The following is a 22,446-nucleotide window of genomic DNA, read 5'->3' on the forward strand; positions in this document are numbered from 1 at the left end:
GTCTTTATTTAATATCTTCTGTATGTCACTGGCAAATTGCATGGGATCCCTTCTTTCTTAAGGTATAAGGTTGATGCTGATTATTCAGGAAATATAAGCTGTTATTTTACTTTTTTTACAATTATCAGCTTTTATGGATGTTGACTCCATCTCAAGTGATTGGATTCATTCAACCTGAACAGTTTTCATTTAAAATCATTGGATAACACGAGTGTGTGGCTTTGCCTAAATAGATCTATTAACGAAATTCTGAATCCTATTTTTGATATCGAGCCGGGTGATTTACTTTCAAAGAATGAACACTTTGTTCTATAACGCAGGAACTGGTGCCTCAGAACTCTTCTCCACCCCGAATGTCTGAAACACATTCTTCGTCTGCACCGGATATACTTCCCTGCCGGCAAGCCGATTGATGATGACCGCATTCCGGTGCGCACCGAGTCCCAGGTCGGGTGCTCCGACGCCATGCGTGTGCATTTCCCCATTTTGAATAAAGATCTCGTTATTCCCATCGAAATACGTTTCCAGGCTGTAGTCCTTCGTAATCTTGAAACGTCCATCGGCATCACATACAAGTTCATCCTTCATATCCATCAAAAATACGGGAATCGCTGTTTTATAACCTGTTCCGAGGATGACAACATCTGTTTCCCGGGTAAACGTCTCTTCTTTCACCTGATGAAATCCTCGGATTTCAAAGCCGCGGCCGCTGGATTCAATCCCGGTTATTTCAGTCATTGCCTGCAGGGAAATCGGCGGGTAGTCACTACCGATCGATCGTTCGTATAAATAGTCATAAATATCAGCGATCGTATCGGTGCTGATCCCTTTATACAGGAGTGCCTGTTCCTTCAGGAGGGAATTCTTCTTTTCCCGGGGCAGGCTGTAAAAGAAATCGATATAGTCGGGTGAAAAATATTCAAGTCCGAGTTTTGAATATTCCATTGGGAAGAATCCTTTTGAACGGGTATACCAATTTAGCGTGAATCCGTATAATTCCTGCTCTTTGGAAATATCCAGAAAAACTTCGGCAGCGCTTTGACCTGAGCCGATCACCGTGACTGAGCGGGCGCTTTGACAGATATCTTTTTTATCCAAATATTCGGCTGAATGGAACACCCTGCCTCCGAGATGGTCTTTGAAAGGCTGAGGGACAGAAGGAACAGAGCCGATGCCCATCACGAGGCGGCGTGTAAACAATCGTTCTTTGGTATAAAGATCACCATTCCAAACAGATACTTCATAGCCTTGACTCCCATCTTCGAGCACTGCCGGAACGACCCGTTCCACTTCCATCCCAAACCGGCATTGTGCCAATTGCTCTGATACCCATCGGCAATAATGATTGTATTCTTTTCTTGGAATGTGGAATTTTTCAAGAAAATAAAAGTGATATAAACGATTATGCTCCTGCAGATAATTCAGGAAGCTGTATTTGCTTCTGACATCTGCCATCGAGACAAGATCCGCAAAAAACGGGACCTGCAGGGTCGTGCCGTCAATCAGCATGCCGGGATGCCAATTGAATTCCGTTTTCTTTTCGAGAAATAGCGCGTTTACATCCGGGACCTCGTCAAGCAGCGCTGCGAGCCCTAAGTTGAAGGGACCGATCCCGATGCCGATTACGTCATAGATGTCATTGCTCATAAGTGCCACCTCTTTTCGAATTCTTTCCGTGCACATGCCATAAGCATGGCGGTTTTGTCCGGAAGTTCAATCGGTCCTATGCTTGTAAATCCGCATTTAGTAAAGACATGAATCATTTTCTCATTCCGTATATCCGGTTCCGCCATGACTTTGACTGTTCGCTTCTCTTGAAATTGGTATCGGACCATTTCCCTCAACAGCGGCAGGGAGTATCCTTTTCCCAGAAACTCTTTATCACCAATTAACAAATGGACACCTTGATCATAAGCGGCCGATTCATACGCTTTTTCCAGCACATCTCCCTTGACCCGGTAGGCTTCCCAGTAGCTCATGGCGATGTCATCCAAAAACCCGAGATATAGGGTTTGATGTTCATCCTTCAATGCTTTCCCGAGGTGCTCGCGAAACTTCGCAAGGGAGATGTTCAGGTTCCAGAATGGATGCACATGATCTTCCCCCATCCAGCCGTGAATCATTTCCACATCCCGTGCAAACTCCACTTTTTTAAAAGAAATCTTCTTTCCAAGATTTTCATCATAAAACTCATAGTCATAGTGCATGGGGAATTTCCACCTCTTCGGCTATCGGATTCTTTACCATCGTATAGACGGATTGTGATTCCATCGGACCGACAAGCTCGTCCATATCATAGAAACGGGTTAACAGGTTCGCTTTGCAAGGAAGCACCGGCTGGTACAAGAGACTTGAAAGAAGATCTGATGGCATCGTTTCTTCATGTTTCTTCAGGCGTTCTTTCAATACGCTGATCAATTCCTTCTCTTTGATCAATCCGCTGACACCAAAGCCGTTGATGAGACCGAACAGGTGATTGAAGAAGAAATAATACCTGAAGCGTTCCTCTGCCACGTCATCACCGCAGATTGTTTCACTGAGCGTACTTAATCCAGGCAGCAGTTCAATCAACTTGTCAGCCTTCGATTCGCTGTAGTAGTATCCTTGATTATCACGGTAATAGAATGTTTCCGGATAGCCGTCCCCGAGTTTGATGACTGAGTTCTGCTGATGGGCTTCGAGCACGATCCCGTAGGTGTTGAATAGCCAGATCATCGGGTCCAGGGTCAGGGACAGATAGCGGTTGAACCAATCTATGCTGACTTCCTCCACGGTACGATTTTCACGAACCGCGATCCCGGTGATGATGGAATGGAGCCTCGGCTTACCCCCGAATGCATGATCCTGGCATAAACCTGCAATCAAGCTCGTATTTTCGCTATTTTCATAGAAAGGATTGTCGCGGATTACCACTTCAAATCCTGAAAGTTCATTTTCAGAAACAAGATTCATGTAAGCAGGATCCTCCAATATCCGGAAGTCCGGAAAATTGCGCTTTATCCTTTGTCCTGCCTCCGTCTCCATAAGTCTTGAAACCTCCACTCCCCTTGCCAGCTCCTTCGCCTGATTGATGCGGAGGGAATTGGTGATTTTGACAGGGACAGAGAATTTATACATATATTTTGAATTTCTGCTGTAGACAGTTCTGAACGAGGAAGTGCCCGTGAACTCCTTGCCGGCAGGACCGATATAATCAAGTTCCCCGTTCGCAATCCTCACCTTGACTTCCGGCTGCTCCAACAGATGTTTCACTTGGAGCGGATGAACGGGGATCAATACTTTTTCATCTTTTTCTATGACTTTGCTCAGCCACTCTTGATCGACTGTTTCATCATTTTGCAATTCTTCGAGAATCATGGAAGCTGCCGAATTCGGACGGCTGGAATCCTGAAGGATCAGTGATTTCCCCGCTGCAAAATAGTGAAGCTGATACATTCCCTTCCTCTCGGGAGAATAGGCGGCATCTTCAGTCTCAGTCAAACCCTGCTTGCTTTTTGGAGTGGGGTGAAGCAGGTGACCGAACAAAAGGGACTGCTCCGCTTCAATGAATTCAACGGTTTCTTGTGTAAGTGCATCTGCGTCGCCGATGCGGGCTTCCAGATACGTTTTGATGCTTCGGCAGCTCAGGATGACACGTTGGATGAGCTCATCTTCTGCTCCCCGGAAGCTTTTATCGAGTAAAAATTCTTTTACAATGAGTGAGGTAAGCGTGACGTAATCAATCGGTTGAAGGTTTTCGCTGCCCGCTGTTCGATAGTAAATCGGGAAAGCGAATAAATGGCGGTCTGTGGCCGACCAGTATTTCACCCCGGCCACTAATTCGATGTTTTGCAGGACCAATTTTGAGATGATCACTTTTTCTATTCCATCCGTTTTTATCAGTAAAGGGGCTCCCTCATACCCGGGTGCTTCTTCAAAATTACCCGTCTCCCGTAAATAACAATTTAGAAAGCTTTGAATCGTTGCATTCTCTGCTGATTGCTTCGTATCAAACACGGCCCAAACCTCCGTTCATTAGTTGAGTTGCAGTCTTATTTATTTCTGTCATCAGCTCATTGATTTCTTCCATACCGGTTCTTGGATTGAGGAGAGTCAGCTTCAAATACGTCTTTCCTTCTACGGTCGTTTTAGCGAGGACTCCCCTCCCCTCGTGAAGCAGCGTCTGCTGGATCGCCCTGTTCAGTTCATCAAGGTCGATGTCAGGCGCAGATAAAGGTTCGCAGCGGAAGATGATCGTGTTGATTTCAGGATGTTTATTTTTAAGGGACAGATTTTCCATTCCTTCAATATATCCTGCCGTATTACGCGCAAGCTCCATGGTATGGTCGATCATTTGACCGAAAGTATCGGTACCGATTGTTTTAAGTGAAAGATAAAGCTTCAACGCATCGAACCTTCTTGTCGTCGATGTCGACTTCTTCACCAGGTTCACGATTCCTTCATCTTCATCTTTCAAGGGATTTAAATAATCCGCATGATGCGAGAGGAATCCGAAATTCTGGCGGTTCTTTACCAGAAATGCTCCACAGCTGACAGGCTGATAAAATAATTTATGAAAATCGATTGTGATTGAATCCGCTTTTTCAAGTCCGTCAAGCTTCCGGCGGTGAGAATGACTTAAAAGCAGTCCTCCCCCGAAAGCTGCATCGACATGAAGCCAGAGTCCGTATTCTTCTGCAATGGCGGCGACTTCGTGCAGCGGATCAATGCTTCCAAAATCAGTGGTCCCGCATGTCGAAACAAGGGCGAATGGCAGCAGACCGTCTTCTCCAAGTCTGGACAATACAGTTTTCAAGTCTCTTAAACTCATACGATGGTGCTCGTCCGTTTTCACCGTGATGACCGCCTGTTCACCCAGCCCAAGCTGCGACGCCGACTTCTTCACAGTGAAGTGGGCGTCTTCCGAACAAAGAATGCGAAGACGGTGAAAGTCTTTCGGCAAACCCTGTTTTTGCACATTGTGACCCCAATGCGTCAAACAGAAGTAATCCCGCGCCAGTAAAAGCCCCATGTAATTGGATTGTGTCCCTCCGCTTGTAAACACGCCGTCCGATGTTTCCGGGTAACGGATACGACCTGACAGCCACTTCACCATCCCTTCTTCTAAATAGGTTGCAGCAGGACTCTGATCCCAGGAATCCATGGACTGATTCAATGTTCCGATGATGCATTCGCCGATGATTCCCGGCAGGAGCGGCGGACAATGTAAATGAGCCATGCTTTTTTCATGTGAGATATGAAGGCTGTTCCTGAGTACAGGTCCATCAATCTCATCCAGTACATCTTCCAAAGATGTTCCTTCAAGGGGGAAATTCATGATCTCCCCTATTTCTTTTTCAATTGCAAAAGGAGTCTTGCCTGAGAAAGGCCGATCCGCATCGGAATAGACTTTCATCAGCTTTTCCCTTACTTGTTCGAGTCCCTGTCCAAACGCTTCCATCCCTTCTTTACCCCGGTGCAGAAAGAAAGAATTAAACGAAGTCTTTTTATCTGTTAACGTCACGTTCGAGGTCATCATCATTACCTCACGATCGAAGCTGCTACAGCTTCTTTGAAAATGCCGATCACTTCATCCAATTGTTCTTTAGTGATGATGAGCGGGGGCAGGAATCTCACAACGGCCCCGTGTCTGCCGCCAGTTTCAATGATCAAACCACGCTTGAAGCACTCTTGTTGAATACGGCTTGCGATTTCAGGATTTGCCGGGTGGCTTCCAGAGGTAGACTTAGGGAGTGAGGGATCTACGATTTCAGCTCCAACCATCAAGCCTCTTCCCCTCACGTCCCCGATTTCAGGAAATTGGTATTGAAGTCTTCCTAATGCATCGAGGAGGCGTTTACCCATCTCATCAGCGTGCTGAACCAAATTGTGCTCCTTGATGTATTTAAGGGTTGCCGTACCCGCTGCCATCGCCATTTGATTTCCGCGGAATGTCCCGATATGCGCACCCGGCTCCCAGCAATCCAGGTCTTTGTCGTAAAGAACCACTGACAGTGGAAGACTGCCTCCGATCGCTTTGGACAGAACAAATATATCCGGAACAATCTCTGCATGTTCGAATGAGAACAATTTCCCCGTCCGTCCAATTCCTGTCTGTACCTCGTCGATGATGAGCGGTATGCCCCGTTCCTTCGTGATTCTTCTCATTTCCTGAAGCCACTCAATCGGGGCGGGAATGGAACCTCCTTCACCTTGTACCGTTTCAAAGATCATGGCAGCCGGCGGAAGGATTCCGCTTTCCGGATCATCCAGCAGATTTTCGATATATCGTGCTGAGATGCGGTGGCTCTCTTCTCCTCCTACACCGAAAGGACAGCGGTATGTGTACGGATAGGGAAGAAAATGAGTGTCGGGGATGAGACCCTGGACGTTTTTCTTCGGGCTCAGGTTTCCCGAAATTGACATCGTTCCGTGCGTCGCCCCATGGTAACCCCCCTGGAAGGTCAGGATGCTTTGTCTGCCCGTTGCTGTTTTGGCCAGCTTCAAGGCTGCCTCGATGGCATCCCCGCCGGTCGGTCCACAGAATTGCACTTTGGCACGGTCACGGAATCCTTCCGGCAATGATGAGAATAATTCATTCACGAATTCTTCTTTTACCGGTGTTGTAAGATCCAATGTATGTAATGGGCGTTTGTCCCGGATCACCTGCTCCATCGCTTCAATCACGACCGGATGATTATGGCCAAGTGCTAAAGTACCGGCTCCCGCTAAACAGTCGTAATATTTCTTTCCTTCCATATCCGTCACATGAATTCCCTCTGCTTCACTGATTGCAAGCGGGATTCTTCTCGGATAAGATCGTGCATTCGATTCACGTTTCTCCTGCTGGCTTAATAATTCTTTATTTGAAATTAAAGCTTGAACTGTCATTGCTCATCATCCTTTCCGTTTTGCTTTCTTCGTCATGTTAGTTGATAATGATTATCAATGTCAATAGTAGTTGATAACTATTCTCAATTAATTTTTCAGGGGCCTGGTTCATTATGCTTATCGGAATCCCACGTCACCTCTCACTGCCTTCATAAGGGATTGCAGCAGCGTTTTGGAAAAGCTGCGCATGAAATCATTCTTCTTGTGTTGTTGAAATTTTTTCATAACTATGTCGATACCCACCTGTACGAAAAGGGTACATTTTACCTAGTAAAATGCAATAGATGATTACAATCTTCATTCTCATTCATCAAGTACAGATGTCGGCTGAAGAAAACTATTTCCAAGTTGGTCACCGCATAGTATATTTAGGGTATCGAAATAATTACCGTCGCGAGGAGCTGCACGACATATGTGGAAAAACAGAAATGTATGGATTTTATTGATCGGTGAATTTACGGCCGGGCTTGGATTGTGGCTGGGGATAATAGGCAACCTGGAATTCATGCAGGAAAAGGTGCCTTCAGATTTTGTTAAGTCGCTTATTTTGGCTTCAGGGCTTCTTGCCGGACTTGCAGTCGGTCCCCTTGCTGGAAAATGGACGGATCAGGTAAGAAAGAAAAAGGTAATGCTGATCTCTGGTTTCACAAGGGCACTGAGCGTCATCTTCATGTTGATTGCAATTGAGACCGGTTCTGTACTCTGGATGATTGTTTTTCTGGTAAGCATCCAAATATCGGCTGCTTTTTATTTCCCCGCCCTCCAAGCCGCCATTCCCATGGTGGTCAGAGAAAAGGATTTATTGCAGATGAATGGCGTTCATATGAATGTCGCGACGCTGTCAAGGATTCTCGGTACTGCACTGGCAGGGATCCTATTGGTGGTCCTGTCTTTATCCATGCTGTATGTCCTGTCTCTGGCAGCTTATATCGCATTGTTCATCCTGACATGGTTCTTGTCGTTTGATGAAGACACGCAGAGTTCGGATGTAAAAGGACAGAAAGCCAAAGCCGCCGGTTTCAAAGAGGTCTTTCCCGTCATCAAAGGACTGCCGATCGTGATGATGACCCTGATCATGACATTGATTCCGCTGCTGTTTATCGGCGGGTTTAATCTTATGGTCATAAATATTAGTGAGCTTCAGGATAGTTCGGCGATTAAAGGCTGGATTTATACAGCTGAAGGGATTGCTTTTATGACAGGCGCTTTTTTTGTGAAGAAGATGGGAGAAATGATGTCGCCGTATAGAATTTTATTCTTCTTTTCCTTTGTCATCGGTATCTCTCAGCTGCTGCTTTATTTTGCCGTCAATCCTGTCATGTCGGTCCTTTCTTTTACTATCTTCGGATTTGCTGTGGGATGCTTCTTCCCTACGGCAGCGACCATCTTTCAAACCAGGATGCCCAAGGAATTTCACGGCCGATTCTTTTCATTCAGAAATATGCTGGACCGCTTGATTTTCCAGATCGTACTGCTCATCACCGGGTTACTGTTGGATCTGACAGGTTTACAAATCATGACCGTTCTATTTGGAAGCCTGTCCCTCATCATGACCGGATTATTTTATACGAGATATCGCCAGCTGAAACACACCGTGTTAGCTGAACAGACGGGATCCTAATCAAACAACAAAAAAGCTGCCCCATCGGATTATACGACCGATAAAGGGCAGCTTTTTATAGTTCAACAGCGTCTGCGTTTTGTGCATGTTTTGGAGATGCTTGATTCGTTACAAGCTTGTAAATAAAGACTGTTGCCAGCACGACTCCACTTGAAATCAAATAAAGATTTGTAAATCCAAGTCCTGCTGAGATCATTCCCAGGATGACCGAACCGACTGCGATCCCAAGATCATAGAAGATAAAAAACGTGGCGGTTGAATGCCCCGTCCTTTCCCTCGGTGCTGACTGGATGGACATGGTTTGATAGCTGGGCAGAAGCGCACCATACCCAAGGCCGATCATTGCACCCGCCAATAAGAGAACACCAGCCGATTGAGTCACACTTAGAATGATAAGACCAATCGCAAAAATGAATAGGGACGGATAGATGACGGAACCCGGTCCCTTTTGATCAAATAATCGACCTGTGTAGGGCCTGGACAGCAGCATGGCCAGTGCGAATACGACGAAGAACAGACTGACGGATTCGAATAACCCGATTGACTTTGCATAAACAGAAATAAAAGACATGATTCCCGAATAAGCAAAAGCTGTAAGAAACCCGACGAGGGCGATCGGCATCGCTTTTATTTCAATCAAATCATCCAATGTGATACGTTTTAACGGTTTCCGTCCGGTAAGCGGTATCTCTGCCGGATGAATACCGAATGCGAGGATGAATGCCAATACGATCGTAAACGCAAGACCCAGAAACAGGGTTGAGTAAGAAACAAATTGGATCAGCGCCAATGAAAGAAAAGGTCCAGCTACAACTGCCATGTTCATCGACATGGCAAAGTATCCGATCCCCTCCCCTTTCCTGCTCTCGGGTATTAAATCAGACGCAATTGCAACGAGGACTGTCGAAGCGATGCTGAACCAAATTCCGTGAAAAAAGCGAAGTCCCAATAAAAGGTAAAAATCACTTATCATAAAATAAAAAAACGAAGAAACAGCAAAGAAAAAGATGGAAATCAATAGCGCCTTCTTTTTCCCGATTCCTTCGATTATTTTTCCTGAAAACGGCCGGACAATGATCGCCGATAATAAAAAGATCGTTGTCACAAGTCCTGCCTGCGACTGGCTGCCTTGAAGTTCATCAATGACATAGACGGGCAATACGGTCAACAACGAATAGAATACTAGAAAGACAAAGAAATTATTCAACAGAGCCATAAAAAAAGGCCTGGTCCATATACTGTTTGTCGATTTTGACATGTAAAGCTCCTTTCTGGATTTTGAGGTTGAACAAAATAGTTGTTACACTAATTATATACCCTGCAATCACTATTGTAAATATAATTGTCATAACAACTAAATGAAATCGTTCTCACCTTAAGGCAATTTATAGTATGATAGGGGAAAGAAGAATAAATTGTAGTAGGTGATACAGGATGCGCGATACTCGTGACGAAGCATATGGTCTATTTACCAATAAAACCGTAAAAAATATCATCCGCTTTTTATCTTTCAATATGAAGGATTTTGATATCACTCCTGAACAGTGGACCGTCTTGAAAAGACTGGCTGAAAATGACGGAATCAATCAAAAGGAATTGGCTATCAAAGCGGAAAAGGATCAGCCAACCGTTACAAGAATTCTTGATATCCTTGAACGGAAAGAACTGATTTCAAAGCAGAAAAATGAGGAAGACCGCCGATCATTCATTCTTTTCATAACCGACAAAGGACTAGCGGTGAAGGATGAATTAACTCCTTTTATCGAGGATTTATGGGAGAAGCATATACTGTCCGGCATTTCTGAAGAAGATCTCAAAGTGTACCGCAATGTTCTCGTGAAAATGAATGAGAATGTGGAGAAATAGTAACGGCTTTCAAAGGGCACCGTAGAACCCGGATAATAAAATCCTTACAATACCGGATAAGAGTGGCCAAATTCTTCATCATCTGATTTTCATAAAATGAATAGTGAAGATAACAAAAAGCTTGAAGAGTTGAAAAAATATACTTTTCAAGCTTTTATTTTTTAATAAGGATCTGAAGGATGACCTTCTGAGTCTGCTTCTCTAACGGCTTTTTCCTGTTTATCTTCCTTATTTTTCATTCCCAGTTTGACACCTTCCGCGACTCGTTCACCATAGTCTTCATCACATTTCCTAAACATATCGATCATCTTATCCTGAATTTCTTTTTGGCATTCAAGCATGGCACCGACAAGGTTCGAAATCAGTTCATCCCGTTCCCAGTCATTCAGCCTTCTGTAGGTTTCGCCAGCTTGACCGAAGTTGTTTTGACGCGGAATGCTTTCACGTTTCAAATTCCCTTCGACATACGGCTGATGTTCTTTACCTGGGTTTTTCGCTTCCTTCAAACCATTGATCGTTGAAGGTTCATAATTGATATGGGGGTTTTGCTGGTCTCCATAATCTTCCCGGAAGTCCATTTGCCCTCCATCTTGATTTGTGGCTACTCCCTTTTTGGGACGATTAATCGGCAGCTGTAAATAGTTGGCCCCGACACGGTACCGCTGAGTATCTGAATAGGAATAGGTCCTTCCTTGCAGTAATTTATCATCCGAGAAGTCAAGACCATCAACGAGGACACCTGTACCAAAGGCAACCTGTTCCACTTCTGCAAAGTAATTTTTCGGATTATTGTTCAGTACCATTTTCCCTACTTTATGCCATGGGAAATCCTCTTTGTACCAGAGTTTAGTAGGATCAAGAGGATCAAAATCCAGCTCAGGATGTTCGCCGTCTTCCATGATTTGAACGTACAGTTCCCATTCCGGATATCTCTTATCTTCAATTGCTTCATAAAGATCTTGGGTAGCGTGATTGAAATTCTTACTCTGTATCTCATCGGCTTCCTTTTGAGACAGATTTTTAATTCCCTGCACAGGCTCCCAGTGGTACTTGACGAGCACGGCTTTCCCTTCCTCATTCACCCATTTATAAGTGTGGACCCCGGAACCTTGCATATGTCTGTAATTGGCCGGGATTCCCCATGGTGAAAACAAGAAGGTAATCATATGCATCGCTTCAGGGGAGCAGCTGATGAAATCAAAGATCCGCTCCTTTTCCTGCAGATTCGTTACAGGGTCGGGCTGAAATGCATGGACAATGTCCGGGAACTTCAGAGGATCACGGATAAAGAATATCTTCAGGTTATTCCCGACAAGGTCCCAGTTTCCATCTTCCGTAAAAAACTTAACCGCAAACCCTCTGGGATCCCGCAATGTTTCTGGAGAATGCCTGCCGTGGTTCACCGTGGAAAAGCGGACAAAAACAGGGGTTTGTTTCCCCGTTTCCGTAAACACTTTAGCCCTTGTGTATGTTGAAATCGGTTCATCCCCCACTTTTCCATACGATTCAAAATACCCGTGCGCCCCTGCACCTCGGGCATGCACGACACGCTCAGGTATTCGTTCCCGGTCAAAGTGGCTGATTTTTTCAAGGAAGTCATAATTTTCGAGTGTCATCGGTCCTCGGTTTCCAACTGTCCGAACGTTCTGATTGTCCGTTACCGGGTGACCCTGCTGGTTTGTCAATGTCGTATCCTTTTTGTTATCTCGTTTTTTCGAATTCACAACTCTCTGCCTCCTTATAAAATCTTTTACAAGTTATTTCCCTAGGTATGAATCGGTATACAATGGAATTCAAACCTGAAAAGAAAAGAGACATTTTTAGCAGCCATGGCAAAAAATCTTTGACACCTTGCCAAAAAATGTAGTATATTACGATAGGAACGAACATTTCCAAATGAACATATATTTAATATTCGTTTTTAGGGGTGTAATTCATGGAAAATGTATTTGATTACGAAGATATTCAATTAATTCCTGCAAAATGTGTGGTAAACAGCCGTTCAGAATGTGATACGAGTGTCGAACTCGGCGGTCGAAAATTCAAACTGCCGGTCGTACCTGCAAATATGCAGACAATCATAGACGAAAAAATTGCCGCTTATTTGGCAGAACAAAACTATTTCTATATCATGCACCGTTTTGAACCTGAGAAAAGAAGAGAATTTATAAAAGATATGAAGTCACGCGGATTATTCGCTTCCATCAGTGTAGGCGTGAAGGAAGAAGAATACACGTTTGTGGAACAGCTGGCAGAAGAGCAGCTAACTCCTGAATATATAACGATCGATATCGCACATGGTCACTCCAATGCGGTGATCAATATGATCCAGCACATCAAAAAGCACCTTCCTGAAAGCTTTGTGATTGCTGGTAACGTTGGGACTCCAGAAGCAGTCAGGGAACTGGAAAATGCGGGGGCAGATGCGACGAAGGTCGGAATCGGACCAGGCAAGGTCTGCATCACAAAGATCAAGACCGGATTCGGTACCGGAGGCTGGCAGCTGGCTGCTCTCCGCTGGTGTGCCAAAGCAGCATCCAAGCCGATTATCGCCGATGGCGGAATCCGTACACACGGTGATGTAGCAAAATCCATCCGATTCGGTGCATCGATGGTCATGATCGGCTCCCTGTTTGCCGGACATGAAGAATCTCCTGGTGAGACCATTGAAAAAGACGGAAAGCTTTATAAAGAATACTTCGGCTCCGCTTCAGAATTCCAAAAAGGCGAAAAGAAAAATGTCGAAGGTAAAAAAATGTTTGTTGAGCACAAAGGATCGCTGGAAGATACACTGGTAGAAATGGAACAGGATCTTCAATCCTCGATCTCTTATGCCGGGGGTACGGATCTGCAATCAATCCGCCACGTTGACTATGTTGTCGTGAAGAACTCAATCTTCAACGGTGATAAAGTATATTAAGAAAAGTGCAAGCTCCTTGATCAGCTCCGACAAGCGTTGGTAAGCAGGCGGGTGAAGTCGCTCCTTGACTCACCCGATTGAAATCACTCGGGAGGCTTGACGCTGGAGCTGGAGATTTCTCCAATTCAAATTAAATATTTCTATCAATTTGTGAGGGACGGACCATTCAACAGGTCCGTCCCTCAATGGCTTTTGAGTATGATGTCAGTTCGGCTCTACATGAACGTGAACATCGTAGATTTCGTATGCTTCTTCCAGTTCCTTTTCAACCTTAGTGGATATGTCGTGGGCGTCGTTGATATTCAATGACGGGTTCACCGTAATGACGATATCGACGACGATGTTGTTCCCGTAGGTTCTGGCTTTGATATCCTTTATCCCCTTCACCCCAGGTATTTCATGGATCATTTCCTTGTACTCCTGTATCAGATCCTGATCAAATCCATCTGTGAGCTGATGGGAAGCTTCACGGAAAATCCCCCAGGCGGTTTTACATATCAGGATCCCTACAATAATCGCAGTAAACGGATCGAGCCAGGGCAAGTTAAATTGTGACCCTATAATACCAACCACCGTCCCGATACTCACCCACGAATCAGACAAATTATCCTTGGCTGCTGCCATGACGGACTGACTTTTAATTTTCAGTGCAAGCTTCTTGTTATAGAGGTAAACAAAATACATGACCAGGGCTGAAAACATTCCGGTCCAGGCAGAAATCATGTCAGGCGGATGACGCGGCCCATCAAACAAAGAGGAAATGGCGCCAGCCAGAACTTGAAATCCTACAACTGCCATGATGAAAGAGGCTATCATGGAAGCAACCATTTCTGATTTCCAGTGGCCGTACAGGTGGTCTTCGTCTGCCGGCTTCTGCGAAAGTCTAAGCCCGATAAGGACGGCAGCGGAAGCCAGTATATCAGTCGTATTATTCAATCCATCGGCTTTCAGTGCTTCAGAACCGCTGATATGTCCAATGAACAATTTTAAAATCGATAAACATATGTATGCAATAATGCTGATGATGGCACCGCGCTCACCCAGCTTTAAATTGGAATATCTCTTTTCATCCAATATTCTAACCTCCCAAAACAACTGCTAGAACATTTTAACAAGCCGGGTATGTGTGGGTCTATGGCAACCTTTTTACCGCTATCCATCTATATCACTTTGAGGAAAAAGAGTTGCAACGAGCAAACTTTTAACACAGTTAATTTTCACGATTTCCCCAAAGCAGTTCAACCTTACTCCCTCTCCTGCTTATTTTGTTTAAAGTTAATTAAACTATTCATTTTCCTTAGGGACCTCACTCTTTCCCATTCGCAGAAAGGCTAAAAATAATAAACCAGCTTCCGCCGTAGCTTAAGGCAGAAGCTGGTTTTTCAATTCGGACACTTCCCTGCTCAGTTCTTCTACATCTGCCAGCAGCCGGAACATGCCTTTGATCATTAAGTCATCCGGTCTCGATTTCCGGCATTCTTCCGAGATCCTGTCGGCGATTTTTATATAGTCCCCGGATTCTTCGCGTTTTAGGGAATGAATTTTATCATAAAGATCCCTCCAGACTTTTTCCCTTTTTTCAAATGAGATAAATGCCCCTTGGCGATCCATATCGACAGAGAAAGGTTTCATCATCTCATCATCCAGGAGGGGTGTACTCTTCCCCTCGAAGAAGTCTTCTGCAAGGGTCACGATCTGCCTCACGATATGTTTTCCGAGGTCAGCCGGTTTGAGTTTACTATCTGTTGAGATGAGGAGCATCATATAAGCCGAATAGATGGATTGGGTCATCCACATCAGATCCCATTTGTACGGATCGATCCTGCTGCCATATAATCGCTGGAGATTATGCTGGAGCCAGCTGAATAATCTTCCCCGCATCCTATGCTCCATTCCTGCAAGCTTTTCGCTGTTCTTGGCTGATTCTCCCCTCATATGCATCTTCATATATGACTTGTATTCGAGAATTCCTTCGAACTGCACCTGAAACTGTTTGGCCAATCGTTCCTCAGCAGGCATATTCCCGTCCAATCCGACCACAAATGCCCGCTCAAAGACAAGCTGCTGATAATGTTCATAAATTGATATGATCAAATCTTCCTTCGATTGGAAAAAAGAATACAAAGAACCTTTTGAAATACCGATACTATCTGCAATCTGCTGCATTGAGGTTTGGTTGTACCCGTGTTCAGCAAACAGGTCGACCGCCGCTTCCAATATCGCTTTACGTTTATTCATACTTGCTACCTGCCTTTCAAACCCGTTCCTTTTTCAGCTGTTGACCAACCTATTTTAACACATTCCTGCCCTTCCCCTTTTCTCCGCTTGCGAAAACACATTCATTCTTGACTGCAGCATTCCACCATGAAAAAATGACTTAAGAGTCAATTAGGTTATAAACTGTTATATTAGTGCTTATAAGTACATCATCTAAAAAATATGACCAATGAGTCAATCATTGAAAGGAAGGTTTTTTCATGATTCAAGCCATTCTGAAACGATCAAAGATCATACTGATTTTTGTCCTGCTCTTTGCGATTATCGGGATTTTTACATTTTTCCAGCTTCCGCAAAGGGAAATTCCTGAAACGGAAGTGAATATAGGAACGGTTTCAACCGTTTACCCTGGTGCGACCGTCGAGACAGTTGAACGGTCCGTCACCAATCCGATTGAACTTTCACTTGAATCGATTGATGGGATCAAAAAGCTGAGCTCGTCATCAGCCGCCGGATTCTCTACCATTATTGTAGAGGTTGAGGATGGCAAAGACAAAAAAGAAGTGTTCAGCGATGTACGCCAAGCCGTATCTGATGCTTCCGCAACTTTTCCCGAAGAAGCCTTCGATCCTGAAATCAATGAATCGACGGTGAAGATGCCGGTCGTCTCGTATCACCTCACAAGTGACAGCCGGGAAAACCTGCAGGGTCTTCAAGAGGAAATGAACCGCTGGAAAGAGGAAGTTGAAGAATTACCTGGTGTTTCAAGCACTGCGGTAAAAGGACTGGCCGAGGAGCAAGTACTTATTGAACTCAACCTGCAAGAGTTAAAAAAAACCGGCCTTAATGTTTCAAATATAATGACTGCCATTAATGAGGAATACTACCCGACACCACTCGGGAAAGAAACGATCGATAACGAAGTCGTTCAACTTTCAGTGGAGCATTATACGACCATCGACCAAATGAAAGAAGTCTTTGTCGGGAAGAATCCTGCTGGTGAATCGATCCTGCTCGGCGATACCGCTGAAGTAAAGATTTCACCGAAAGAGGCAGAGGATATCATCACGTTTGAAGGTGACCCCTCCGTATCCTTCACTGCATTTGTTTCACAAGGGGAAGATATCCCTTCAGTGGATAAGAGGGTGAGTGAGAAAGTCGAGAAACTTGCAGAGAATCTGCCTGAAGACGTTACCCTTGTTCCATATTATTCCCAGGCAAACCTTGTAACCGACATCTTTAAAGGATTATTCATTTCCTTAGCGATTTCCGTTCTGGCTGTCATCGTCACAACTGCAGTGGGCCTGACTGGATCCGGAGTGTTCGTTGTCGCGTTGGCGATCCCGATTTCCATTCTGGCTGGATTGATTCCCTTGCCGTATGCAGGTGTCGACCTTAATCAGATTTCAGTCATCGGCGCGATTATCGCACTTGGGATCCTCGTCGATGATTCGATCGTGATGAATGACAATATCCAGCGCCGCTATAAACTCGGAGACAATGCATTGACAGGTGCAGTGAACGGTGTAAAGGAAATGTGGGTATCGATTGTCACCTCTTCCCTGGCGATCGTGTTCACATTCCTGCCGCTCGTCTTTTTATCAGGAGGAAACGGAGCGTTCATCCGGGCTTTGCCAACCGTCTTGATCACGACGATCCTGGCTTCGACTCTCGCGGCACTGATATTCGTACCCGTGCTCCGCTACATTCTTTACAGCAGGACCAGAAAAAAAATATCAATTTCGCCAGGTTTTCTGGGAAAACCGCTCGATAAGCTTGCAGACTTTTATGCAGACGGCATCCTGAAACGATTCGCCAAGAAGCCTTTCCTGACCTCGGCACTGGGGCTGGTATTCACGACTGCCATCTTCGGCTTGATTGCGTTCACGCCATTTGAATTCTTCCCTGCAGCAGATCGCGAAGAAGTGACGATCGATGTCACCCTTCCGATCGGAACGACGCTTGAGGAGACATCGGAAACACTCGCTGAAATGGAAGAAAGGTTAAATACCGATAAAGGCGTCCATGAAACCAGCGTATTTGCCGGGACAGGACTGCCAAATCTGTTTAACAGTTCGCTCCAAAATGCCGGTGAAAATACAGGACAGATAGCAGCTCGCGTTGACAGAGAAAACCAGACTGCGCAGGGACTGATCGATGACTGGACAGAGAAGCTGCGCACTGAATTCCCTGAAGCTGAACTGTTCATGGAAACCATCCAGCAGGGACCGCCGGCAGGGGCACCTGTAACCGTCACTGTGTCAGGTCCCGAAATGGAAAAGCTTCTGCAGCTCAGGGAATCTATTAAAAATGAGATCGGAGAACTTGATACAAACCTGGTTGTAGATAATGTCGGAGAATTCGCTCCCACCCTTGAATATGTACCGGACCGGGAGTTGATGGAGGAAAACGGCATCACCATGAACCAGATCACCCAGCAAATTCGTCTGGCAACGGAAGGTATCCCCCTCAAGGCGTTTGATAATGGCATCACCAAACGTGACATGAACCTTGTATTGGGTGGAAACGAAGAAGAAGTAGACCTTTCCGCACTGGAAGTACCTGCAAGCGGACAGAATCCTGCAGATCCAGGACCTCCGGCACTCATTTCCCTGGAAGACCTGGTTACAGCTGAACAGAAAGCAGAGATTCAACAGATTCCGCATGTTGATGGAGAGCGGGCGATTACAATCCGTGCTTTCCCTGAAAACGAAGACGGGTATAAAGAGAAAGTCCAGGAGATTGTACATGATGCTGGAGAACAGCTCGATCCCGAATACACGGTGACACTAGGCGGGGAAAACGAAGCGCAAAGCAGCTTCTTCTCGGAAATCACCATCCTGTTTACGATTGTACTGTTCCTGGTATACCTGCTGATCGCCCTGCAGTTCAATTCTTTATCAATGCCATTCCTTGTATTGGTTGCTGTTTATCTGGCCATAGCCGGTGCCATTCTCGGATTGTTCGTCACCCAGACACCAATCAGCTTCCTGGCTGTCATGGGGATGGTCTCCTTGACAGGAATTGTCGTAAGGAACTCGATCGTACTCATCGAATTCATCGAACAAGGGTTAAGGAACGGTATGGACCTAAAAAAGGCAGTAGTCGAAGCAGGACGTGCAAGACTTCGTCCGATCGTCCTGACTGCACTCACATCAATCGTCGCATTGATTCCAGTCGCGGTCAGCGGAGATGCGCTCTTCACTCCGCTCGCGGTTACCATCATATCCGGAATCGCCTTCTCGGTCATCCTGACGCTGATGATCGTGCCAATGCTCTATCTTGTATTTGATCGATTCCGGCGCAAGAAAAGAGAGAAAGCAGTATAGTAAGAAGGAAAGACCCGTTTTTCGCCGATTTGATGTGGCGGGGAGCGGGTTTTTTTGTTTTTGGTGGCGGTGTTGCGGGCTGGGCTTAATCAAGGATTTCCCGAATACCTCTTGGTGCTGCTGAGAATTCTCGTATTCTGGTATATGTTTTTATTCATACGAGTTGGAAACAAGTCCCAACAATGAATATCTTCTGTTCTTGGTGACGCCACTTGTCGGAAGGTTTAATAACGTCAACAGCCTTGTTGCTGTTGATATTGATTTTAAATTCAAGAACTCCCTCATTTCTTTATTTGAGATCGCCGGGTTTAAGAGAAGGGCAAAATCCATTAAAGAATCTATGTGGGCATCTTTCCGCTCGGACAAACAATGACTGCAATTCCAGGATCCACTGATCCTCTCCATCGTTAAAGACTCACAATTTCTGCAATACACTCCCGTGAGAATATCCGATTTCGGGATTCGAAATTGCGATAAAACTTCCACATTTTGAGGAATATGTGCCTGTATTAATAGATTAGCTATTTTGCTCAATTGTTTATCTGTTACCTTTTGAGTTTTAAATTTATCTGTTAATTTATCTATTTCAACTGTCAGCCTGGAACTGCGAATCAGCTGGTTTACGACTAAAGTATTGTCATGGGTATTTTTAATAAGGGTATTTGAGTTTGTGAGGACCACCCGGAACTCAATAGGGAACTCAGGTAATTTTTTCGATGAAAACCATTTTGCCAATTCCACTTTTTGTTTATATGCCTGTAAAATCGGATCAGGAAATACTTCGGTACTATTATTTTTCGTTCGGATCATTTGGTTGAATCTTGTATCAATAAAGAGCTCACCAGCAATATTTTTTACTTCGAGAATGAGAATAAAGTTTGTATGAAGGATTAAAGTATCGATTTGAAAGTAGAAGGTTTTATACGAGAGGCGGATGTTATGAAGAATGATGTATTCTTTATCTGGTAAAAAACTAAGATGATAATCCAAAGAAAGTTCTCCTTTATAACCTGCTTCGATTTTCATTAGTTCAGATTCGATGTCTTGTCTTAAGGGGTGATTGGGAAGGATGCGCCTTAATAAAGCATAAAGTTTGAGGACTTTAATCGGTGGTACGTGAATTTTCTTAAACAATAGACCACTCCTTTTTTAAGGGGAACTTAACTTTGCGGGGGTTAACTGAGAGGAAGAAGAACTTTTCTTCGCTTTAGGCGGTTAAAATTCACGTTCTTACTTCCATATTATAGCAACCTCACATTTAAAATACTATCCACAACTTCAGTTTGTAGTGATTTGTCATCAAGTAACGGTTTACTTTATTAAATTAGATTTTTTTGTATGAGCAGGCTTATAAGGCAGGGAGAAAAAGCAGCAGCTTCGTTTATTCTATGAGTTTTACCCGTTATTCTATGAGTTTCAAGCATTATTCTATGAGGATTTGCCATTAATCTATGAGTTTTGGTGAATAATCTATGAGTTTTCACCGATATTCTCTCACTTTTCCAAATTAAGTAAAATTAAGCACTCACAATTATACCCTCCTTCAGCCAATCCGGGCTATTTCCTCATTTTAAAAACGCTTTCATAAATTTTGAATAAATTAATGTTAGAAAGGAGTGATTTCATGAATAGTCCAATTTGGTTATTCTTATTCGGCATTCTATCTGGCTTTGCTTTATTGAAGGCACCGCTGACAGGATTCCTGGCGCCGATCGATCCAATCGTTGACGTGATTGGCGTGCTCTCGGTTTTATTATTCTCATTGGTGTTAATATTCAAAGGAGTCATGCACCTCATCGACAGCAGGAAACGATAAATCAAAGGCCCGTCCCACATGCTTTAACGCAGTGAGAACGGGCCTTTGTCATCCATATTTCTTTGATGCATACGCTTCATTTTAAAGATAGGCTTCCACCCTGCATACACGGGGACCGCCCAACTTCTATTTTACCTGATCATCCAATGCCTGGTACTTCGCCTGATACTTTCCGCCATCTGCTACTTCTGAATGATACAAAGCTTTCAGTGCAAAGCTTCTTTCCAAGCCCTGTTCATCCATCAATCTCTTTAGGCGGTCCTGCAGTTCCTTTTCATCTTTCATCAGCCGTTTCATTTGGGAACGTATATATTTCAAGGGTTCTCAACTCCTTTTTATTTCACGATACGATGAAGGTCCATTATAACAACCTTTGCGAAGAACATAAAGTTTAGCTGGCACCATGAAATAGCGCTTGTTAAAATGAATATACATATTCAGAAAATTCCGGTCATTACGAATCCGTATGACATTAAAAAAGCAATGTTATTAAAAGGGAGGGGAAGGAATGTATACGTTGTATTGCAGGCTTTATCAACAAGCTTATAGAGGCGCTGCATATCTTCTGCCTTGGCGCAAACCGGAGCTGATCACGGGAGAAAACAGTGTGGAGGAACTTCCGTTACTCATAAAAAAGGAAGGTATAAACAGTGTGTTGATTGTCACCGATAAAGGCATCGCCTCACTCGGACTTATGAATGGGCTGCTTTTGCAGATGGATGCTGAAAGACTAACCTACAAAGTTTATGACAAAACCGTCCCGAATCCGACGATTGGAAATATTGAGGAAGCATTGAGGATCTATCAAGAGAATAAATGCGAGGCCATCATAGCGTTCGGCGGCGGATCGGCGATGGATTGTGCGAAGGGTGTCGGGGCACGGGCGGCAAGACCGGAGAAGACGATTCCCCAGATGAAGGGACAGCTGAAAGTCAGAAAAAGGATCCCCACTCTTTTTGCGATTCCCACAACGTCCGGCACCGGCAGTGAAGCAACCGTCGCTGCGGTCATCTCAAACCCCGAAACCCATGAGAAATATGCGGTGAATGATCCCGTCCTGATTCCGCATTATGCCGTGCTCGACCCGCTGCTGACTGTGAAGCTCCCTCCCCACTTCACCTCGACGACCGGAATGGATGCGATGACTCACGCTGTTGAGGCGTATATCGGCAGGAGCAGGACAAAAGAAACAATCCAATGCAGCAGGGAAGCTATCACATTAATTTTTGATAATCTTTATGAAGCGTATTCAAACGGGGAAAGTATTCCAGCAAGGACCAACATGCAGAAAGCCTCATACCTGGCAGGGGTTGCTTTTACTCGTGCCTATGTGGGATATGTTCATGCCATCGCCCACACACTAGGCGGCTTCTACTCCATCCCCCATGGATTGGCGAACGCAATCATACTGCCGCATGTCCTTGAGTACTACGGGGATTCAGTTCATAAACAATTGGCAGAACTCGCAGACTCCGCAGGGATATGCGATGCTTGCGATACAACTGAACAAAAAGCCTCTGCATTCATTGAAAGAATCAAGAAACTGAATGAGGACATGGACATTCCAGCGAAAGTGAGCGGCATCGCGGAAACTGATATCCCGCTAATGGTCAAACGGGCTCTCGCGGAAGCAAACCCTCTTTATCCCGTACCAAGGATTCTAACTGAAAAGGACTTGTTTGAGCTATATGGATTGATTAAAGAATAGCCGCGGACCGTATGGAGGGAAAGTCTAATCCTGTCAATGAGGATTAGACTTTGAAGCTGTTCATTATATATGAAAAGGAAGTACAGTGGTATTTTTATA

General features: G+C 44.7%; 17 protein-coding genes. 6 read left to right on the forward strand and 11 right to left on the reverse strand.

The features are described from left to right. Positions 1-309: 309 nt before the first annotated feature. From HP456_RS02320 to HP456_RS02340, 5 genes are read right to left on the reverse strand one after another with little or no spacing between them, the layout of a single operon-like run. Entirely contained in the window at positions 310-1,647 is a 1,338-nt protein-coding gene (locus tag HP456_RS02320; RefSeq protein WP_172248408.1) for a lysine N(6)-hydroxylase/L-ornithine N(5)-oxygenase family protein, read from the reverse strand. Beyond that, positions 1,644-2,207, reverse strand: coding sequence for a GNAT family N-acetyltransferase (locus HP456_RS02325; RefSeq protein WP_172248409.1), 564 nt, complete (start codon positions 2,205-2,207; stop codon positions 1,644-1,646). Before HP456_RS02325 ends, HP456_RS02320 begins: the two co-directional genes overlap by 4 nt. Continuing rightward, on the reverse strand, positions 2,197-3,996 hold the full coding sequence (locus tag HP456_RS02330; protein ID WP_172248410.1) for an IucA/IucC family protein: 1,800 nt from the start codon (positions 3,994-3,996) through the stop codon (positions 2,197-2,199). The genes HP456_RS02325 and HP456_RS02330 overlap by 11 nt, the downstream gene beginning before the upstream one ends. Beyond that, positions 3,989-5,521: a pyridoxal phosphate-dependent decarboxylase family protein gene (locus HP456_RS02335; RefSeq protein ID WP_246288674.1), complete on the reverse strand. Its 1,533-nt coding sequence runs from the start codon at positions 5,519-5,521 to the stop codon at positions 3,989-3,991. Before HP456_RS02335 ends, HP456_RS02330 begins: the two co-directional genes overlap by 8 nt. Next, entirely contained in the window at positions 5,521-6,870 is a 1,350-nt protein-coding gene (locus HP456_RS02340; RefSeq protein WP_172248411.1) for an aspartate aminotransferase family protein, read from the reverse strand. Before HP456_RS02340 ends, HP456_RS02335 begins: the two co-directional genes overlap by 1 nt. A gap of 412 nt (positions 6,871-7,282) precedes the next feature. On the opposite strand from HP456_RS02340, the gene HP456_RS02345 reads away from it, so the two are divergent. Then, a complete protein-coding gene (locus tag HP456_RS02345) occupies positions 7,283-8,491 on the forward strand; it encodes an MFS transporter (RefSeq protein ID WP_172248412.1) in 1,209 nt (402 codons plus the stop codon). 55 nt (positions 8,492-8,546) lie between these two features. Here HP456_RS02345 and HP456_RS02350 read toward each other — a convergent pair whose 3' ends face one another. Further along, positions 8,547-9,749, reverse strand: a complete 1,203-nt coding sequence (locus tag HP456_RS02350) for an MFS transporter (protein ID WP_172248413.1) — start codon at positions 9,747-9,749, stop codon at positions 8,547-8,549. A 176-nt stretch (positions 9,750-9,925) separates the two neighbouring features. On the opposite strand from HP456_RS02350, the gene HP456_RS02355 reads away from it, so the two are divergent. Continuing rightward, entirely contained in the window at positions 9,926-10,357 is a 432-nt protein-coding gene (locus HP456_RS02355; RefSeq protein WP_172248414.1) for a MarR family winged helix-turn-helix transcriptional regulator, read from the forward strand. Between the two features lie 161 nt (positions 10,358-10,518). On the opposite strand, the gene HP456_RS02360 is transcribed toward HP456_RS02355, so the two are convergent. Continuing rightward, positions 10,519-12,081, reverse strand: a complete 1,563-nt coding sequence (locus tag HP456_RS02360) for a catalase (RefSeq protein WP_376766184.1) — start codon at positions 12,079-12,081, stop codon at positions 10,519-10,521. 212 nt (positions 12,082-12,293) lie between these two features. Here HP456_RS02360 and guaC point away from each other — a divergent pair, with 212 nt between their 5' ends. Further along, complete coding sequence (gene guaC / locus HP456_RS02365; protein ID WP_172248415.1) at positions 12,294-13,277, forward strand: GMP reductase; 984 nt, start codon at positions 12,294-12,296, stop codon at positions 13,275-13,277. Positions 13,278-13,481: 204 nt separating this feature from the next. Here guaC and HP456_RS02370 read toward each other — a convergent pair whose 3' ends face one another. Both HP456_RS02370 and HP456_RS02375 read right to left on the reverse strand, forming a co-directional pair. Next, a complete protein-coding gene (locus HP456_RS02370) occupies positions 13,482-14,351 on the reverse strand; it encodes a cation diffusion facilitator family transporter (protein WP_172248416.1) in 870 nt (289 codons plus the stop codon). Positions 14,352-14,639: 288 nt separating this feature from the next. Further along, positions 14,640-15,515: a TetR/AcrR family transcriptional regulator gene (locus tag HP456_RS02375; protein ID WP_172248417.1), complete on the reverse strand. Its 876-nt coding sequence runs from the start codon at positions 15,513-15,515 to the stop codon at positions 14,640-14,642. 239 nt (positions 15,516-15,754) lie between these two features. Here HP456_RS02375 and HP456_RS02380 point away from each other — a divergent pair, with 239 nt between their 5' ends. Beyond that, positions 15,755-18,823 (forward strand): efflux RND transporter permease subunit, encoded by a 3,069-nt coding sequence (locus tag HP456_RS02380; protein ID WP_172248418.1) that lies wholly within the window; start codon positions 15,755-15,757, stop codon positions 18,821-18,823. Between the two features lie 150 nt (positions 18,824-18,973). Here the strand turns inward: HP456_RS02380 and HP456_RS02385 are convergent, their stop codons facing one another. Continuing rightward, positions 18,974-19,957 carry a nuclease-related domain-containing protein gene (locus tag HP456_RS02385; RefSeq protein WP_172248419.1) on the reverse strand — a complete coding sequence of 328 codons (984 nt, stop codon included), beginning with the start codon at positions 19,955-19,957 and terminating at the stop codon, positions 18,974-18,976. 490 nt (positions 19,958-20,447) lie between these two features. Here HP456_RS02385 and HP456_RS02390 point away from each other — a divergent pair, with 490 nt between their 5' ends. Further along, complete coding sequence (locus tag HP456_RS02390; protein ID WP_172248420.1) at positions 20,448-20,639, forward strand: hypothetical protein; 192 nt, start codon at positions 20,448-20,450, stop codon at positions 20,637-20,639. A gap of 126 nt (positions 20,640-20,765) precedes the next feature. Here HP456_RS02390 and HP456_RS02395 read toward each other — a convergent pair whose 3' ends face one another. Further along, a complete protein-coding gene (locus HP456_RS02395; protein ID WP_172248421.1) occupies positions 20,766-20,957 on the reverse strand; it encodes a hypothetical protein in 192 nt (63 codons plus the stop codon). 190 nt (positions 20,958-21,147) lie between these two features. Between HP456_RS02395 and HP456_RS02400 the strand changes: the two genes are divergently transcribed. Further along, on the forward strand, positions 21,148-22,347 hold the full coding sequence (locus HP456_RS02400) for an iron-containing alcohol dehydrogenase (protein WP_172248422.1): 1,200 nt from the start codon (positions 21,148-21,150) through the stop codon (positions 22,345-22,347). Positions 22,348-22,446: the final 99 nt, after the last annotated feature.

Origin of the sequence: Bacillus haikouensis, assembly GCF_013179555.1 — a bacterium.
In the GTDB taxonomy this organism is placed as follows: domain Bacteria; phylum Bacillota; class Bacilli; order Bacillales; family Bacillaceae_B; genus Rossellomorea; species Rossellomorea haikouensis_A.

What these genes read in the sequence shown, in the direction of transcription:
- HP456_RS02355 (WP_172248414.1), top strand. Translation starts at nt 9,926, where the DNA reads ATGCGCGATACTCGTGACGAAGCATATGGTCTATTTACCAATAAAACC.
- guaC (WP_172248415.1), top strand. Translation starts at nt 12,294, where the DNA reads ATGGAAAATGTATTTGATTACGAAGATATTCAATTAATTCCTGCAAAA.
- HP456_RS02390 (WP_172248420.1), top strand. Translation starts at nt 20,448, where the DNA reads ATGAATAGTCCAATTTGGTTATTCTTATTCGGCATTCTATCTGGCTTT.
- HP456_RS02335 (WP_246288674.1), bottom strand. Translation starts at nt 5,521, where the DNA reads ATGATGATGACCTCGAACGTGACGTTAACAGATAAAAAGACTTCGTTT.
- HP456_RS02380 (WP_172248418.1), top strand. Translation starts at nt 15,755, where the DNA reads ATGATTCAAGCCATTCTGAAACGATCAAAGATCATACTGATTTTTGTC.
- HP456_RS02400 (WP_172248422.1), top strand. Translation starts at nt 21,148, where the DNA reads ATGTATACGTTGTATTGCAGGCTTTATCAACAAGCTTATAGAGGCGCT.
- HP456_RS02340 (WP_172248411.1), bottom strand. Translation starts at nt 6,870, where the DNA reads ATGACAGTTCAAGCTTTAATTTCAAATAAAGAATTATTAAGCCAGCAG.
- HP456_RS02325 (WP_172248409.1), bottom strand. Translation starts at nt 2,207, where the DNA reads ATGCACTATGACTATGAGTTTTATGATGAAAATCTTGGAAAGAAGATT.
- HP456_RS02375 (WP_172248417.1), bottom strand. Translation starts at nt 15,515, where the DNA reads ATGAATAAACGTAAAGCGATATTGGAAGCGGCGGTCGACCTGTTTGCT.
- HP456_RS02320 (WP_172248408.1), bottom strand. Translation starts at nt 1,647, where the DNA reads ATGAGCAATGACATCTATGACGTAATCGGCATCGGGATCGGTCCCTTC.
- HP456_RS02350 (WP_172248413.1), bottom strand. Translation starts at nt 9,749, where the DNA reads ATGTCAAAATCGACAAACAGTATATGGACCAGGCCTTTTTTTATGGCT.
- HP456_RS02345 (WP_172248412.1), top strand. Translation starts at nt 7,283, where the DNA reads ATGTGGAAAAACAGAAATGTATGGATTTTATTGATCGGTGAATTTACG.